This is a genomic window from Symbioplanes lichenis (genome assembly GCF_030709675.1).
Taxonomy (GTDB): domain Bacteria; phylum Actinomycetota; class Actinomycetes; order Mycobacteriales; family Micromonosporaceae; genus Actinoplanes; species Actinoplanes lichenis.
The window spans coordinates 416,675-432,505 of record NZ_JAUZQD010000004.1 but is presented as its reverse complement, the minus strand read 5'-3'; the positions used below and the strand labels follow the sequence as shown (position 1 = coordinate 432,505).

General features: G+C 72.8%; 14 protein-coding genes. 10 read left to right on the top strand and 4 right to left on the bottom strand.

What is annotated here, in order from left to right:
- Positions 1 to 37 precede the first annotated feature (37 nt).
- On the bottom strand, positions 38 to 514 hold the full coding sequence (locus RAN62_RS12195; RefSeq protein WP_305784682.1) for a GNAT family N-acetyltransferase: 477 nt from the start codon (positions 512 to 514) through the stop codon (positions 38 to 40).
- A gap of 167 nt (positions 515 to 681) precedes the next feature.
- Between RAN62_RS12195 and RAN62_RS12190 the strand changes: the two genes are divergently transcribed.
- From RAN62_RS12190 to RAN62_RS12165, 6 genes are all read left to right on the top strand, one after another.
- On the top strand, positions 682 to 1,647 hold the full coding sequence (locus RAN62_RS12190; RefSeq protein WP_305784681.1) for an ABC transporter substrate-binding protein: 966 nt from the start codon (positions 682 to 684) through the stop codon (positions 1,645 to 1,647).
- Positions 1,648 to 1,673: 26 nt separating this feature from the next.
- Positions 1,674 to 2,438: an ABC transporter permease gene (locus RAN62_RS12185; RefSeq protein ID WP_305784680.1), complete on the top strand. Its 765-nt coding sequence runs from the start codon at positions 1,674 to 1,676 to the stop codon at positions 2,436 to 2,438.
- Positions 2,439 to 2,518: 80 nt separating this feature from the next.
- On the top strand, positions 2,519 to 3,298 hold the full coding sequence (locus RAN62_RS12180; RefSeq protein ID WP_305784679.1) for an ABC transporter permease: 780 nt from the start codon (positions 2,519 to 2,521) through the stop codon (positions 3,296 to 3,298).
- Positions 3,295 to 4,866 carry a benzoylformate decarboxylase gene (gene mdlC, locus RAN62_RS12175; protein ID WP_305784678.1) on the top strand — a complete coding sequence of 524 codons (1,572 nt, stop codon included), beginning with the start codon at positions 3,295 to 3,297 and terminating at the stop codon, positions 4,864 to 4,866. The genes RAN62_RS12180 and mdlC overlap by 4 nt, the downstream gene beginning before the upstream one ends.
- Positions 4,867 to 4,868: 2 nt before the next feature.
- Positions 4,869 to 5,618, top strand: coding sequence for an ABC transporter ATP-binding protein (locus RAN62_RS12170; protein WP_305784677.1), 750 nt, complete (start codon positions 4,869 to 4,871; stop codon positions 5,616 to 5,618).
- Positions 5,619 to 6,109: 491 nt separating this feature from the next.
- Positions 6,110 to 9,271, top strand: a complete 3,162-nt coding sequence (locus RAN62_RS12165) for a LamG-like jellyroll fold domain-containing protein (RefSeq protein ID WP_305784676.1) — start codon at positions 6,110 to 6,112, stop codon at positions 9,269 to 9,271.
- A gap of 61 nt (positions 9,272 to 9,332) precedes the next feature.
- On the opposite strand, the gene RAN62_RS12160 is transcribed toward RAN62_RS12165, so the two are convergent.
- Positions 9,333 to 10,034, bottom strand: coding sequence for a Pycsar system effector family protein (locus tag RAN62_RS12160; protein WP_305784675.1), 702 nt, complete (start codon positions 10,032 to 10,034; stop codon positions 9,333 to 9,335).
- A gap of 449 nt (positions 10,035 to 10,483) precedes the next feature.
- Here RAN62_RS12160 and RAN62_RS12155 point away from each other — a divergent pair, with 449 nt between their 5' ends.
- Complete coding sequence (locus RAN62_RS12155; protein ID WP_305784674.1) at positions 10,484 to 10,882, top strand: HIT family protein; 399 nt, start codon at positions 10,484 to 10,486, stop codon at positions 10,880 to 10,882.
- A 106-nt stretch (positions 10,883 to 10,988) separates the two neighbouring features.
- On the opposite strand, the gene RAN62_RS12150 is transcribed toward RAN62_RS12155, so the two are convergent.
- Positions 10,989 to 12,374: an aminotransferase-like domain-containing protein gene (locus tag RAN62_RS12150; RefSeq protein WP_438874491.1), complete on the bottom strand. Its 1,386-nt coding sequence runs from the start codon at positions 12,372 to 12,374 to the stop codon at positions 10,989 to 10,991.
- On the opposite strand from RAN62_RS12150, the gene RAN62_RS12145 reads away from it, so the two are divergent.
- Positions 12,373 to 13,260, top strand: coding sequence for a DMT family transporter (locus RAN62_RS12145; RefSeq protein WP_305784672.1), 888 nt, complete (start codon positions 12,373 to 12,375; stop codon positions 13,258 to 13,260). The two genes, RAN62_RS12150 and RAN62_RS12145, sit on opposite strands and share 2 nt — an antisense overlap.
- On the opposite strand, the gene RAN62_RS12140 is transcribed toward RAN62_RS12145, so the two are convergent.
- Positions 13,253 to 13,951, bottom strand: a complete 699-nt coding sequence (locus RAN62_RS12140) for a GbsR/MarR family transcriptional regulator (protein ID WP_305784671.1) — start codon at positions 13,949 to 13,951, stop codon at positions 13,253 to 13,255. The genes RAN62_RS12145 and RAN62_RS12140 overlap by 8 nt on opposite strands.
- A gap of 184 nt (positions 13,952 to 14,135) precedes the next feature.
- Here RAN62_RS12140 and RAN62_RS12135 point away from each other — a divergent pair, with 184 nt between their 5' ends.
- Positions 14,136 to 14,765 carry a DUF4097 family beta strand repeat-containing protein gene (locus RAN62_RS12135; protein WP_305784670.1) on the top strand — a complete coding sequence of 210 codons (630 nt, stop codon included), beginning with the start codon at positions 14,136 to 14,138 and terminating at the stop codon, positions 14,763 to 14,765.
- A gap of 13 nt (positions 14,766 to 14,778) precedes the next feature.
- On the top strand, positions 14,779 to 15,831 hold the full coding sequence (locus RAN62_RS12130; protein WP_305784669.1) for a serine hydrolase domain-containing protein: 1,053 nt from the start codon (positions 14,779 to 14,781) through the stop codon (positions 15,829 to 15,831).

Here is a 15,831-nt window from a genome sequence, read left to right as displayed (position 1 = left end):
CCTCACGCCGGAAGGCGGGTCCTCGGAGAAGGCGAGCTCACCATTGTTGCGGGACGGCTCGCGACCCCGCGGCCCTCATGATGAGGTCGACGCCGTTGGGGTGGTCGGACTCGTGGGTGAAGCCGGCCCGCTCGTAGAGGCGCACCGCGCGGCTGCCGCGGACGACGACCAGGCGGTAGGGCCGGGAGTCGCGGTGGGCGTCGAGGACGTGGTGCAGCACCTGGCTGCCGAGCCCCAGGCCGCGGACGGCGGGGTCGAGATAGAAGTGCTCGAGCCACTGCTCGGCGGGCTCGGGGCGGATGGCGATGCCGCCGACCGGGCGGCCCTCGTGCTCGATCACGTCGGTGTTGCCGGGCACATACTCGGTGAGGAAGCGCTGCCGGACCCGCTGCTCGGCCGTGTCGTCCCAGCGGCCCAGGCGCTCGAGGTCCGGGCGCAGACCCACGGCGCGCAGGGCGGCGAGCCACGCGGCGTCGGCGGGCGTCGCCGGGCGCAGGGACCAAGATCTTTCCACCCCGCCAACGTACGCCCGGCCGCGCGCGCCCGCCGTCCGGCCCGCGACAGTATGGGCCCCGTCACGATCTCGAATGGCGGCGTTCCACTGTGTACCGAGCGTTTGTCACGTGTCGCCGTTGCGATAGTCCTTGCCCCGGCGCGGCGCTGAGGTATTGACTGGTACCCATGCGACAGCACCGCATCGCAGCAATTCTGTGTGCCGCCGTGCTCGTGTTAGCCGCGCCCGGTTGCGGCGGTGACGGCGACGGCGGCAGTGGGTCCTCCAAGCAGCACGTCACCGTGGCCGTGCTGCCGGTGGTCGACGCCGCGGCGCTCTACATCGCCCAGGAGCAGGGCTACTTCGCCGCCGAGGACCTCGAGGTCACGCTGCAGCCGGTGGCCCAGAGCCTCGCCGCGCTGCCCGCGCTCAAGAATGGTCAGCTCGAGGTGATCAACGGCAATTACGTGACCTTTCTCCAGGCCCATCAGCAGGGCACGCTCGCGATGCGGATCGTGGCCGACGGTGCCGCCGTGGCCCCGGAATTTTTGCAGGTGCTCGTGCCGCCCGGATCGCCGATCAAGACGGTCAAGGATCTGGCCGGCAAGACCGTGGCGGTCAACATTCTGAACAACATCCAGTCGCTCACCCTCAATGCGGTGCTGCGGGCCAACGGCGTCGATCCGGCCACGATCAAATACCGCGCGGTGCAATTCTCGGTCATGGACAAGGCTCTCGCCGGCGGCGACGTCGACGCGGTGCACACGGCCGAGCCGTTCGGGACCGTGCTCAAGCAGAAGGTGCAGGCGACCCAGCTGCTCGACGCCGGTCAGGCGCCGGTGACGGACCTGCCGGTCAGCGGCTACATCAGCACGGCCGACTGGGTGGACAAGAATCCGGACACCGCGGCCGCCTTCCAGCGGGCGATCACCCGGGCGCAGAACCTCGCCAACTCCGACCGCAAACAGGTCGAGAAGGTGCTGCCGTCCTTCGCCAAGGTCGACGCGCCGACCGCCGCCGCGCTCGACCTCCCGGCGTACCCGTCGGAGCTGGAACCCGCCCGTCTGCAGAAGCTGATCGATCTCATGCGACAGCAGGGCCTGCTCAAGGCCGACCTGGACGCCGCGAGCATCATCTATCACGCCGGGCGATGATCGGCCGAAGGAGACCGCGCGCGGCCATGACCCGGGCGGGGCGGTGGGCGCGGGGGCTGGCCGGGTTCGCCGTGGTCGTGGCGCTGAGCCAGCTGCTGGCGGCGACGGGGGCGATCCGGCCCGACTTCCTCCCCCCGGCGGGTACGGTGCTCGCGCGCGCGGCCGGCCTGACCGGTGACCAGGATTTCCTGCTCGGCGTCGCGCACACGGTCCGGGCCTGGCTGACCGGGCTGGCCTGCGCGTCGGGGCTGGGCATCGGCGCCGGGCTGCTGCTGGGCAGTGTGCCCGCGCTGGACGACGCGGTGCGGCCGGTGCTCGAGTTCCTGCGGCCCATCCCGTCGGTGGCGCTGATCCCGCTCGCGGGGCTGCTGCTCGGCGCGGGGCTGCGGTCGGAGGTCACGCTGGTGACCTATGCCGCCGTCTGGCCGGTCCTCTTCGCCACCGTGTACGGCCTTCGCCACGCCGACCCGGTCCCGCGCGAGACGCTGCGGGTCTTCGGGTTCGGCCGGCTCGCGATCGTGGGGCGCGTCGCGCTCCCCGCGGCCGTGCCGTTCATCGCCACCGGGGTCCGCCTGGCTGCCGCGGTGGGGCTGATCCTCGCCGTCGGCACCGAGATTCTGGCCGGGTTCGGGACCGGGCTCGGCGTGTTCATCGCGCAGGGGCAGCAGGTGGTCGACGGCACCACGGACGTGCTTGCGGGCACGGTGTGGGCGGGCACACTCGGCCTGATCGCCAACGCGCTGCTCGCGAGCGGCGAGCGCCGGCTCCTGCCGTGGCGGGCAGCGGCGTGAGAAGCCCCACGCGAGGCCGCGTCACGAGCCCCGCACGCGGCCGCGCGCAAAGTGCCATGAGCGGCGGTGCGCGAAGCGACATGGCGCGCAGCCGCGTGCGGATCGCCGCGCGGGTGGGCGTACCCCTGCTGGTGGTGTTGATCTGGGAAGCGGGCACCCGCCGGGCCGGCGATGTCTTCTTCCCGCCGCCGTCGCGGATCGTCGCCCGGATGCACGAGCTGTGGTTCTCCGGCCCGCCCGGGCACGTCTTCCTCACCGACGCCGCCGTGGCCGATGTACTGCCCAGCCTGGGCCGGATGGCGGCCGGGCTGGCCGGGGCGCTCGTCGCCGGGGTGCTGCTCGGGCTCGCGCTGGGCCGGTCCGAGCGCCTCTTCGCGTACCTGGATCCGCTCCTGCAGTTCGCCCGCGCGATCCCGCCGCCGACGCTCGTGCCGGTGTTCGTCGTGTTGCTGAGCCTGGGAACGCCGATGCAGATCGTGTCCATCGTGGCCGGTGCGGTGTGGCCGATTCTGCTCAACACCGCGGACGGCGTACGCCAGGTGGATCCTGTCCAGACGAACACGGCGCGCGTGTTCGGATTGAGCGCGGCGGACAGGCTGACCCGGATCGTGCTGCCGTCCGCCCTGCCCCGGATCGCGGCGGGCCTGCGGCTGAGCCTGTCGCTGGCGCTCATCCTGATGGTCTTCTCCGAGCTGTTGCCGGGCACGGCGAACGGCATCGGCTTCCAGCTGACCGACGCGCAGAGCCGCTCCGACCTGCCGGCCGTGTGGGCCGCCGTGCTGCTGCTCGGCCTGCTCGGTTACCTGCTCAACCTGCTCCTGCTGACCGCCGAGCGCCGACTGCTGAGGTGGCACCGATGAACGTTCGTGAAGCCGTGTTCGACTTCCTGCGCCAGGCCGGGATCACGACGGTCTTCGGCAACCCCGGCTCGACCGAGCTGCGCATGCTGCGCGACTGGCCCGCCGACTTCCGGTACGTCCTGGGCCTGCAGGAGTCGGTCGCCGTCGCCGCCGCGGCCGGCTATGCCCTGGGCGCGCGCCGCCCGGGACTGGTCAGCCTGCACTCGGCGGGCGGTGTGGGGCACGGGCTCGGGGCGGTGTTCAACGCGTACCGGGACCGGGTGCCGCTGATCGTGCTCGCCGGTCAGCAGACCCGGGAGATGCTGCCGACCCGGCCGTTCCTGGGCGCCGACGAGCCGGCGACGTTCCCCCGCCCGTACGTGAAGGTCAGCACCCAGCCGGAACGCGCGCAGGACGTGCCCGTCGCGCTCGCGGAGGCGTACCGGACGGCCCTGACCCCGCCCTGCGGGCCGGTGTTCCTGTCCGTGCCCGAGGACGACTGGGAGCAGCCTGCTACCGCCGTCCCCTGCCGCGAGCTGTACCCGGACTTCGGCCCCTCGCCCGAGGGCGTGCGGGTGGTCGCCGACGCGCTCAACGCCGCGAACGCTCCCGCGCTGGTCATCGGCGCGGGCGTCGACGACGACCGGGCGCAGGCGGAGGCGGTCGAGCTGGCCGAGCGGCTCGCGGCCGCGGTGTGGATCACCCCGCTCTCGGGCCGGTCCGGCTTCCCGGAGGACCACCGGCTCTTCCGCGGCTTCCTTCCCCCGGTACGCGACCAGATCGTCGCCTGCCTCGCCGGCCACGACGTCGTCCTGTCCGCCGGCGGCCCCATCTTCAAGTACCACGTCGCGTCGCCGGGCCCGTTCCTCCCGCCCGGCACCCGGCTCCTCCAGCTGGACTGCGACCCGGAGGCGGCGGCCTGGGCGCCCGTGGGCACGAGCGTGCTCACCACGGTCCGCGCCGGGCTGGCCGCGCTGCTCCCGCTCGTGCACAAGAGCGACCGCTCGCCCCTGCCGCCCCGCGAGCCGTTGCCCGCCGCACCCCTGGCGAGCGCGGGCCACGCCATCGAGACCGTGCACCGGCTCCTGCCGCCGGACGCGGTGGTCGTCGAGGAGGCGCCGTCGCACCGCGAGACCTTCCACGCGCGCTTCCCGATCACCCGCCCCGGCGGCTTCCTGACCACGGGCAGCGGCGCGCTCGGCTGGGGGCTCCCGCTCGCGGTCGGCCGGGCCCTCGCCGGGACGCGGGTCGTGTGCGTCATGGGCGACGGCTCCACGATGTACTCGGTCCAGGCCCTGTGGACGGCGGCCCGCGAACGCGCCCCGGTGACGTTCGTGATCCTGGACAACGGCGGCTACGAGGCGGTCAAGCAGCTCGGCCGGCGGCAGGGGGCGCCCGGCGTGGTCGGCACCGACATCCCGGGGCTCGACCTGGTCACCGTGGCCACGGGGCTGGGCTGTCCCGCCGTCCGGGCCACCGGCGCCGATCTCGGGGACACGCTGCGCGCGGCCCTGGGCGCGGACGGCCCGGCCGTCGTGGTGGTGCCGGTGGCGCCGGAGGGCACCACGGCCTACCCCGCCGGGAGCTGAGCGTGCTGGAGATCGCGGGGCTGACCCACGCGTACGACGGGCAGCCTGTCCTCGAGGACATCCACCTGAGCGTCGCCCGGGGCGAGCTGGTGAGCATCGTGGGCCCGTCCGGCTGCGGCAAGTCCACCCTGCTGCGCTGTGTCGCGGGCCTCGCCGCCCCGGCCGCGGGCAAGATCCTCGTCGACGGGACCGAGGCGGCGGGCGTCCCGGCCGGCCTGGCGGTCGTCTTCCAGGAGTACGGCCGCTCGCTCCTGCCCTGGCTCAGCGTGCGCGAGAACGTGGCGCTGCCCCTGCGGCGTACCCCCATGTCCCGCACCGGCCGCCGCGCCGCCGCCGTCGCCGCCCTGGAGTCCGTCGGCCTGGCCGGCGCCGCCCGCAAGCACCCGGCGCAACTGTCCGGCGGCATGCAGCAGCGCGTCGCCATCGCCCGCGCCCTGGTGTGCCGGCCCAGCCTGCTGCTCATGGACGAACCGTTCGGCTCGGTCGACGCCCAGACCCGCGAGGACCTGGAGGACCTCCTGCTCGAAGTGCGCAATCCGAACATGACCATTCTGTTCGTCACGCACGACATCGACGAGAGCGTCTACGTCGGCGACCGCGTCGTCGTCCTCGGCGGCCACCCGGGCCGCATCGTCGCCGACCTCCCCGTCCGCCTCCCCGTCCGAGGCGACCAGATCGCCACCCGCGAACAGCCGGAATTCGTCCGGCTGCGCGCGGAGGTCGGCCGCCGCGTCAGGATCTCGTCCCGCTGAACCAGCGGGTGATCAGCGGGAGGGCGAGGATCTCCGAGCCCTCGTGGACGAGTCCGTTGTAGCCGGTGTCGACGCCGACGTCGACGGTCGGGGCGCCCAGGGTCGCGTGGCAGTGCGCGGTGTCGTTCGAGATAGTCGGGCGCCACCGCGGCGAAGCCCGCCGAGGCGAACGTCAGCGCGGGACCGGCGCGCGTGGCGTAGGTGTGCAGCGGTGTGGCCGAGACCAGCCGGCCCGGCGCCGCGGTGGCCACGGCCGGGGCCGCGACCACTCCGAGCGAGGATGCGATGAGCGCCCCCGCGATGCCCGTACTCAGCAGTTTCCTCATGAGACAGACGCTAGGAGGATAGCGGCGCGAAGCCGGCCCGGCCATCCCCCGGATCGGCGGTGGTGCTGCCCCCCGGGTGTCCGAATCTGTTGCCTTCTGTTGACCTGATGCATGTCGATGCGTAAATCTGTTGGCAACGCGTCGTTGATCGGAAGGAAACACTCGATGCCGCGATCTCCCGTACGCCCCCTTCTGCTGGCTCTCCTGCTGACCCTCTCCGTTCTGATCGTGCCCACCGGGGCCGCCTCGGCCGCCGCGCCCACCGTGCACGGGCTGAAGGGCGACTACTACCGGATGTCGGCGCCCGGCGCCCGCGACTTCGCGGAGCTCGGCGGCACCACCCTCGACCCGAACATCGACCTGCCCGGCCTGGCCGGCGCCTTCGAGTCGCTGACCGGGCGCACCGAGCACACGACCGCCCGCTGGACCGGCAAGCTCACCGCCCCGGCCACCGGCGACTACACGTTCTCGATGATCGGGGACAACGGCTTCCGCTTCTTCCTCGACGAGCAGCCCGTCATCGACCACTGGGTCGGCGACTGGGACGTCGAGCAGACCGCCGCGGCGCCCGTCCATCTCGTGGCGGGCGAGGCCCACACCGTACGCGTCGAGATGTTCCAGGACGTCGGCGGCGCGAACCTCTACCTGCGCTGGGCCGCCCCCGGGCTGGCCAAGCAGATCGTGCCGGAGTCGGCGTTCACCCCGCCGGACGGCTACCAGGTCTTCCCGGCCGCCTTCACCGTCGACAAGGCCGGCACGACGCTGACCGCCGACTTCGACGCCCGCGTGACGGCGCTCGGTGACTTCGCCTCGCACGTGAAGGTGGAGGTCGACACCACGCCGTTCCCGATCAAGGCCGTGCGGCAGCAGTCCGACAAGGTTGTCATCACCCTCGGCGCGACCGTGCAGAAGGGCCAGCGGGTCCGCGTCAACTACGACGGCGCCGGCGGCCTGGTCGTCGGGGGCGAGACCGTCCCGCAGCTCATCCGCTCGGTGACCAACAACTCGACGCACCGCCTCACCACCCCGTGGGGCGACAAGGTGGACCGCAACCACCCGCTGCCCGAGTACCCGCGCCCGCAGCTGGTCCGCAAGGACTGGCTCAACCTCAACGGCCCGTGGGAGTTCGCCGGGGCGGAGGCGGGCCAGCAGCCGGTCTTCGGCAAGAAGCTCCCCGAGAAGATCACCGTGCCCTACCCGGTCGAGTCGCAGCTGTCCGGCATCGAGCGGCGCGAGGACCACATGTTCTACCGCAAGGTCGTGACCGTCCCGCTCACGTGGCTCGGCCGGCGGGTCAAGCTGAACTTCGGCGCCGTCGACTACCAGGCCAAGGTGTGGGTCAACGGCAAGCTGGTCGCTTCCCACACGGGTGGTTACACGGCGTTCACCGCCGACATCACCGACGCGCTGCGGCTCAAGGGCCTCGGCCCGCAGGAGATCATCGTCGCCGTCACCGACGAGACCGGCCCGAACCAGCCGAAGGGCAAGCAGTCGCTCAACCCGGGCGGCATCGTGTACGAGCCGTCGTCGGGCATCTGGCAGACGGTCTGGCTGGAGCCGGTCGTCGCCGCGGGCATCGACGAGGTGGTCACCACGCCCGATCTGACCGGGATCACCGTCAACGTCAAGTCGGCCTCGTCGTCGCGGGCCACGATCACCGCCTTCGACAAGAAGGGCAAGCAGGTCGGGAGTGTGTCCGGCCGCGCCGGCGCCGATCTCCGGCTCACGGTCAAGAACCCCCACCTGTGGAGCCCCGACGACCCGTACCTCTATGACCTGGAGGTGAAGGTCGGCAGCGACAAGGTCCGCAGCTACTTCGGCCTGCGCACGGTCGGCGTCCAGCAGATCGGCGGCTTCCCGAAGCTCGTGCTCAACGGCAAGCCGATCTTCTCGCTGGCCACGCTGGACCAGGGCTTCTGGCCGGACGGCCTCTACACCCAGCCCAGCGACGCGGCGCTCAAGTTCGACCTGGTGGAGACCAAGAAGCTCGGCTTCAACGCGGTCCGCAAGCACATCAAGGTCGAGTCCGCCCGCTGGTACCGGCACGCCGACGAGCTCGGCCTGCTCGTGTGGCAGGACTTCGTGTCGGCCGACATCAACTCCACGGCCGGTCAGCAGGCGTTCCTCAGCCAGGGCCGGGAGGAGATGCGGCAGCTGCACAGCTACCCGTCGATCATCGGCTGGATCGTCTTCAACGAGGGCTGGGGCGAGTGGGACCGGACCGCCACCGGCCAGATCGCCACTCAGCTCAAGGCGGAGGACCCGTCGCGCATCCTGAACGCGCACAGCGGCGTCAACTGCTGCGCCTCCAAGGGTGACTCCGGCGCCGGCGACGTGATCGACCATCACGACTACAACAACACCGACCCGGCGTACCCGGACGCGACCCGCATCGCGATGGACGGCGAGCACGGCGGCTTCACGCTGCGCACCCCGGGGCACATGTGGCCCGGCCCGCCGGCCGTCATCTACAGCGGCGTCGCGGACAAGGCGGCCCTGACCGCCAAGTACGTCGACAACACCCGCCGGTTCTACCTCGAGGCCGCGGCCGCCGAGCTGTCCGGCTCGGTCTACACCCAGATCACCGATCTCGAGACCGAGCTCAACGGCCTGTGGACCTACGACCGCCGGGAGATCAAGGTCGACCCCGCCGCCGTACGGGAGATCAACCGCGCGGTGATCGCCGCCGGCGCCAACCCCGTGGCCGCCACCGGCTTCCCCGGCCGCGGCGACTGGAACCTGGACGAGGGCACCGGCACCACCGCCCGCGACACCAGCGGCAGCGGCGCCGACCTGACCCTCAAGGGCGACACCTCCTGGGCCGGCAGCGCTCTGCACTTCGACGGCGACGGCGACTCGGCCGACACCGCGAAGCCGGTCCTCGACACCACGAAGGACTACACCGTCGCCGCCTGGGTCACCCTGGACAAGCTCCCCGGCAACTACGCCAGCGCGCTCAGCCAGGACGCCCGCACCACCGAGAACCCCTTCTACCTGCAGTACGGCCAGGGCGCCTTCGCCTTCAGCACCCCCGGCGGCAACCGGGCCCGCCAGGTCGTCACCCCCGACCTGAACCGCTGGTACCACCTCGCCGGCGTCCGCGACCACACCACTGGTGAGGTCAGGCTCTACGTCGACGGCAAGCGGGCGGCCGCCGTCCCGGCCGGCCCCGACGTCGTCAGCACCGGCCCGCTGTCCCTGGGCCGCGCCAAGTACGCCGGCAACCCGACCGACTACTGGTCCGGCGCCATCGACCAGGCCCACGCCTGGAACAAGGCCCTGACCGACGACGAGATCGCCTCCCTGTACGCCACCGAGCGCCACTGATGACGGACCGGGCCCGTCCCTCGCGGGGCGGGCCCGGTCGTCAGCGCTCGCCGCCCAGGCCTCAGGCGCTGAGGACCAGCGAGACGGCCCCACCGAGCAGCGCCAGCAGTGCGGCCCCGGTCAGACCCCAGCCGGCGTTGATCAGGCGATGCTTGCGAAGCACCGTCGCGGCGAGACCCTGCACGTGGTAAGCGAGGACATCGAGCTCGGTCGCCTCGTCGACGCCGCGCACCATCCGCTGGATGCCCCGCCGGTGCAGCTTCGCCAGGTGGCCGTAGTACCAGAGGGCCTCGGGACAGTACGTCGTCTCGTCACGAGGGTCGACCGCCAGCTCCGCGAAGTCGTGCCGGATGTGCGTCTCGTGCCGGGACAGCAGGCTCAGCGCGGCAGCGAGAATCGAGCCGCCGAGCGCGAGCGAGCCGAGGGTCAGGAAGAGCCACGTCAGGACGCCGATCGAGCCCAGCGAGTTGCGCAAGCCGGCGACATTGCCGGACAACAGGCCGAACACCACGGTCACAAAGGCGCCGTTGACCGTGAGAATGAGTTGCGCCTTCCCCTCGGCGATCTTGTACCAGTCGATGGCCCGCTCATAGACCCGCCGCATGTACTCCAAGTTGGCGGGCGCCGTGGCGACGCGAAGTTTCCGCACGTCGGCCCCCAGGCTGTCACCACCGCCGGGATCGGCCGTCCCGCGCGTACGGGTGATCGACACGACCGTCAAGGCCGCCCCCAGCGCCGCTGCCACGACCGCTGCCCGTGTCATCCCGGGTCGGTGGGACCACCACCGCCGTGCACCCGTCATCCGGCCCGCCCCCGTTCCGCCGCCCCTCGCTGCTCCTCACTCCTGACGGACACGCAGCCGACCGCGAGCGGGCGAACGAATCGGGCGCCCGACAAGGCCGGGACGCGATCGGCGACGGACAGGCTCGCGCCGGCACCCCCGCCTCGCCAACGGCCCATTGCGCGTCGGGGTGATCCAGTCGCCAAGGCCCTCGGCCGCGACCAGGCCCACTGGTTCGGAGAGCGAGCCGTAAATCCTTGCTGAGAGCACCTCAGTAGGGTGGGAATCGTGATCGAGAATCTGGATCTCGACCGGATCGGAAGTCAGTGGTTCGACCTCGTTCGAGGGCCGTGGGATTGATGCGTTGCTTCGACGCTGCTGGGCCGGCAAGAGGTTCATGCCGCCGGTCTGGCGGGCGATAGAGTGCTGGCGTGCCCACGATCTTCAGCCGCATCATCGCCGGGGAGCTGCCCGGCCGCATTGTTCACTCCGACGAGCGGGTGGCCGCCTTTCTGACCATTGCGCCGCTCACGCCGGGGCATACGCTGGTCGTGCCGCGGGCCGAGGTGGACGAGTGGACCGATCTCGAGCCCGAGCTGGCCGCGCATGTGCTGGCGGTGGCGCACACCATCGGGCGTACGTTGAAGCGGGTCTTCGCGGCGCCTCGGGTGGGGCTGATCATCGCGGGGTTCGAGGTGCCGCACGCGCATGTGCACGTGTTCCCGGCGTCGGACATGGCCGATTTCGACTTCGCGCGGGCGGACGACAACGTGCCCGCCGCGGAGCTCGACGCCCACCACCAGCGCATCCTGGCCGGGCTCGAAGGCTGACGGCGAGGGCCCGTCGCGGGGGCCGGGCTCGAAGGTTGACGGCGAGGGCCCGTCGCGGGGGCCGGGCTCGAAGGTTGACGGCAAGGGCCCGTCGCGGGGGCCGGGCTCAGAGGCTGACGGCCAGGCGGCGGACGGCCTCGTCCATCAGTTCCGGCGGGGCGGCCGCATAGGTCAGGCGCAGGAACGGGCCGGGCGGCTCGGCGGCGAACCACGGGCGGCCGGGGAAGACCACGACGCCCGCGGCGGCCGCGGCGGCGGTGAGCGCCAGGTCGTCCGTACCGTCGGGCAGGCGCACCCACAGATGGAGGCCGCCGCGCGGCACCGTGGCCGGGACCAGGTCGGGCCGGTGGCGGGCCAGGGCGGTGAGCAGCGCCTCGCGCCGGGTGCGCAGGGCCGTGCGCAGCGAGCGCCGGTGGCGGGCCCAGGCCGGGGCGCTGACCAGCTCCATCGTGGCCTGCTGGAGCGGGCCGGCCACGAAGAAGTCGTCGAGCAGCCGGGTGGCGCGCAGCCGGGCACCCGCCGGGCCACGGGCGCCGATGGCGGCGACGCGCAGGCCGGGGGCGGCGGGCTTGGTGAGTGAGCGCAGATGGATGACGTGCCCGTCCGGGTCGTCGGCGGCCAGCGGGGGCGGGGCGTCACCGTCGATGATGAGGTCGCGCGCGTAGTCGTCCTCGATCAGGAACGCGCCCGCCTCCCGCACGGCCGCTGCCACGGCCGCGCGGCGATCGGCGGCGAGGGTGGCGCCGGACGGGTTGGCGTGCAGCGGCTGACAATAGAAGACCCTGGCGCCCGTACGGGCAAAGGCCGCACGCAGCTGATCGGGCAGCACCCCGTCGCGATCCGCGGGCACCGGCACGACCCGCAGTCCCGCGGCCCGCGCGGCGGCCAGCGCGCCCAGATAGGTCGGCGACTCCACGAGCACGGTGTCGCCGGGGCCGGTCAGCGCGCGCAGCGCCGAGCCGATCGCCGCCTGCCCGCCGGAGCAGATCACGAAGTCGTCGGCGCGGAGCCCGGTGCCGCTCTCCCGGGCGAACCAGGCCCGCAGGTCCTCGCGTCCCTCGGCCGGTCCCCGTTGCCAGGCGGCGCTCTGCCGGGCGGCCCGGGTCAGGGCGGCGCCCAGGGCGGCGGTCGGCTGCAGCTCCGGATCGAGATAGCCGCCGGACAGCGGGATCGCGCCCGGCGGCGGGGTGGCCAGCAGCGCGCGCATCTCGTCCTCGCCCGCCGGCCGGGGCCCGAGCGCGACGGTCTGCCACGACAGGTCGGACACCGCGCGGTCTTCGACCCGCCCGGCCACGAACGTGCCCCGCCCCGGGCGCGCCTCGACAGCGCCCTCGGCGACGAGCTGCCGGATCGCCGCCGCCACGGTGACGGGCGACGCCTGATGCCGCACGGTCAACTCGCGCACGGACGGCAGTCGCGTCCCCGGGGCTGAGCCCGCCGCCGTCATCCGCAGATCTTGGATAACGCGATCGGTTGCGTTACCGTCATTCATGAGAGAGAAGAGTAACGCTACTGGTCCCGCCGCGGTAACGGCGGGGCTGGGAGTGCTCGGGTTCAGCCTGTCGCTGCCCATGACCCGGCTCGCGGTGGCGGCCCTCGACCCGTGGTTCGTGGCCTTCGGCCGCTCGGTCGGCGCCGCCCTGCTTGCTGCGGTCTATCTGCTGGTGACCCGGGCGACCCGGCCGACCGGCACCCAGTGGTGGCGGCTGGTGGTCGTGGCGCTCGGCGTGGTCGTCGGCTTCCCGCTGTTCACGTCGCTCGCGCTGACCACGCAGACGTCCTCGCACAGCGCGGTCGTCATCGCGGCGCTGCCCGCCCTGACCGCCGTTTTCGCCGGGCTGCGCGCGGGGGAGCGACCGGCCCCGGCGTTCTGGGCCGCGAGCATCGCCGGGCTGCTCGCCGTGCTCGCCTTCCTGGCGCTCGGCGGCGGCATCCACGGCACGCTGTCCACCGCGGACGGCTTCCTGCTGGCGGCGGTCGTGCTGTGTGCTTTCGGGTACGCCGAAGGGGGCGCCCTCGCCCGCGATCTGGGCGGTGCGGGCACGATCGGCTGGGCCCTGCTGCTGGCGCTGCCCGCGACCGTGCCCGTGACACTCGTCGCCGCCCGGGGCACCACGGGCGGTGCCGTCCCGTGGGCCGCGTTCGGCTACCTGACGGCGGTGTCGATGTTCCTGGCCTTCGTCGCCTGGTACTCGGGGCTGGCCCGCGGTGGCGTGGCCCGGGCCGGTCAGCTCCAGCTCGCGCAGCCGGTCCTCACGCTGGCCTGGTCGGCGCTGCTGCTCGGCGAGACCGTGACCCCGGCGACGCTCGGGGCGGCGCTGGTCGTGCTGGTGTGCGTGGTCCTGACCCAGCGCACCCGGCGGCCCGTGCTCACTTGACCTCCGGGTGGAGTATCGCCCGGGCCTCGTCCGCGGCCCGGGCGATGGCCGCGGACACGTACTCGACGAAGCGGGCGATGCTCTCCAGGCGCGCGGCCGCCGGGGTGCCGGGGCCCAGCACACTCACGCCCTGCCGGGCGATCTCGCCGAGGTGCGCGGTGCCGCGCGCGCCGGACATCGTGGACTGGTACATGACGTCGTCGTCCACGACGTAGCGCTCGCGCCGCCGGTCGTCGCGCTCGCGGCGGACGAGGCCCTGGCTCTCCAGGAACGCGATCGCCTTGGAGATCGAGGCCGGGCTCACCCCCAGCCGCGCGGCCAGCTCGGCGGCGGTGAGGCTGCCCGTGTCGGTGCTGTAGAGGGCGGCGAGCGCCCGGGCCGTCATCGCGGGCAGTCCCTGCTGCGCGAACACGGCCGCGAACGTCTGCTCGTACTCGTGGACGGCCTCGGTGTCGCGCCCCTGGGCCGGCGGGTTCGCGGCGGCCGTCCGGCGGCGGCGGGCGCGGCGCTCGGTGGCGTGATGGGCCAGGTCGCCGCGATAGGCCGCCGGGCCGCCGTTGCGCATGATCTCGCGGGTGACCGTCGAGGTCGGACGGCCGAGCCGCCGGGCGATCTCCGCGTACGCGAGGCCGTCGCCCAGCCCCGCGGTGATCTGCTGCCGTTCCTGCTGAGTGAGCCTGCCGCCCGGCATCCTGGCCTCCTTCGCGTCCCCGGCAGCGTAGCGTTCACCGCCCATCCATTGCAACGCCGACGGCAGTGTCGTTGCGTTGACATCAGGCTCGTTGCAATGATTGCGAAGCTTCTAACAGCAAGGACAGCGCATCAATGCAATTACGGCTTTGCTCGATGGATGAAGGCAACGTAGCGTTTCCGGCATGAGAAACGTTGTTCTGGACATCCCCGCCGGCCGCATCCACCTCGTCGCCACCGACCGCACCGACGCCGCCGCCGAGGTGCTCCCCGCCGACCCCAGCCGGAGCCGCGACGTGCAGGCGGCCGGGCGCATCGAGGTCACCCACGCCGACGGTGTCCTGCGGATCGAGGCGGCGAAGCCCGAGCACCGGCTGCTCGGCTCCTCCGGATCGGTCGAGGTCACGGTCCAGCTGCCCGCCGGCTCCCGGGTCGAGGCCAGGGCGGCCGCCGCGGAGCTGCGGGGCACCGGGCGCCTCGGCGACGTGACCGTCGAGGTCGCCCAGGGCTCGATCGAGCTCGACGAGGCCGCCACCGCGCGGCTCACGCTGCAGGCCGGCGACATCGTGGTCGGGCGGCTCACCGGCTCGGCGCAGCTCGGCACCCAGCAGGGCGACCTGCGCGTCGCCGAGGCCGTCGCCACGACCGGCGACCTCACGCTGCGGACCGAGGGCGGCGACATCACGGTCGGCGCCCGGACCGCCTCGCTGGACGCCGCCACCGCGTACGGGCGCATCGACAACTCGCTCACCGGCAGCGGCCTGGTCATCCACGCCACCACCTCCCGCGGCGACATCACCGCCCGCGGCCTCTGAGAAGGACATCGAGATGAGCGATCTGCAGAAGGCCGCCGACGCGTTCGTCGCGGCCGGCTTCGCGGGCATCCAGCTGCGCGTCCGCGACGAGCACGGGGAATGGGCCGGCACCGCCGGCGTACGCGACCTCGGCGCGGCCGATGCCCCGCCGGTCGACGGCCACTTCTGGGCGGGCAGCGTCGTCAAGACCTTCACCGCCACCGCGGTCCTGCAGCTGGTCGCCGAGGGCAAGCTGGAGCTCGACGCGCCGGTGACCGGCCTCGGTCCCGGTCTCGCCTTCGACGAGCGGATCACCGCGCGGATGCTGCTCCAGCACACCAGCGGCCTGTTCAACTACACGGGCGAGTACTTCCCGGACGGCACAGTCGTCGCCGGCATCCCCGCCACCGGCAAGGAGTGGGTCGAGGCGCGGCTGCGCGGCTACCGGCCGGAGGAGCTGGTGGAGCTGGCCCTGTCGCACCCGGCGCGGTTCGAGCCCGGGACCGGCTGGAGCTACTCCAACACCAACTACACCGTCGCGGCGCTGCTGATCGAACGGGTGACCGGGCAGGCGTACGGGGAAGCCCTGCACGAGCGGATCCTCGGCCCGCTCGGGCTGCGCGACACCGTGCTCGACGGCGACGTCACCGACCTGCCCGAGCCGTACGCGCACGGCTACTACCGCTATCAGGACGGCGACGACGGGAAGGTCGCCGACGTCTCCCGCCAGAACCTCTCCATGCTGTTCGGGGCAGGCGGCCTGATCTCGACCACGCGGGACCTGGCCACCTTCTTCGCCGCGCTCAACGGCGGCCGGCTGCTCCCGGCGCCGTTGCTGGCCGAGATGCGTACGCCCGCGGGGCCCATCGGCTACGGGCTCGGCGTGTTCGTGCAGGACCTCGGCGAGGGTCGCGGCACGGTCCTGCATCACAACGGCGGCGCGTCCGGCGGATACGGCGCCCTGATGTACAGCACGCCCGACGGCCGCAGGACCATGACCGCCGGGCTCACCACCGGCGACGCCGAGGTCAACCCGGCGGAGGTCATGCCGGAGGCGCTGAACGCGTTGCTCAGCGCGGTCTTCTGA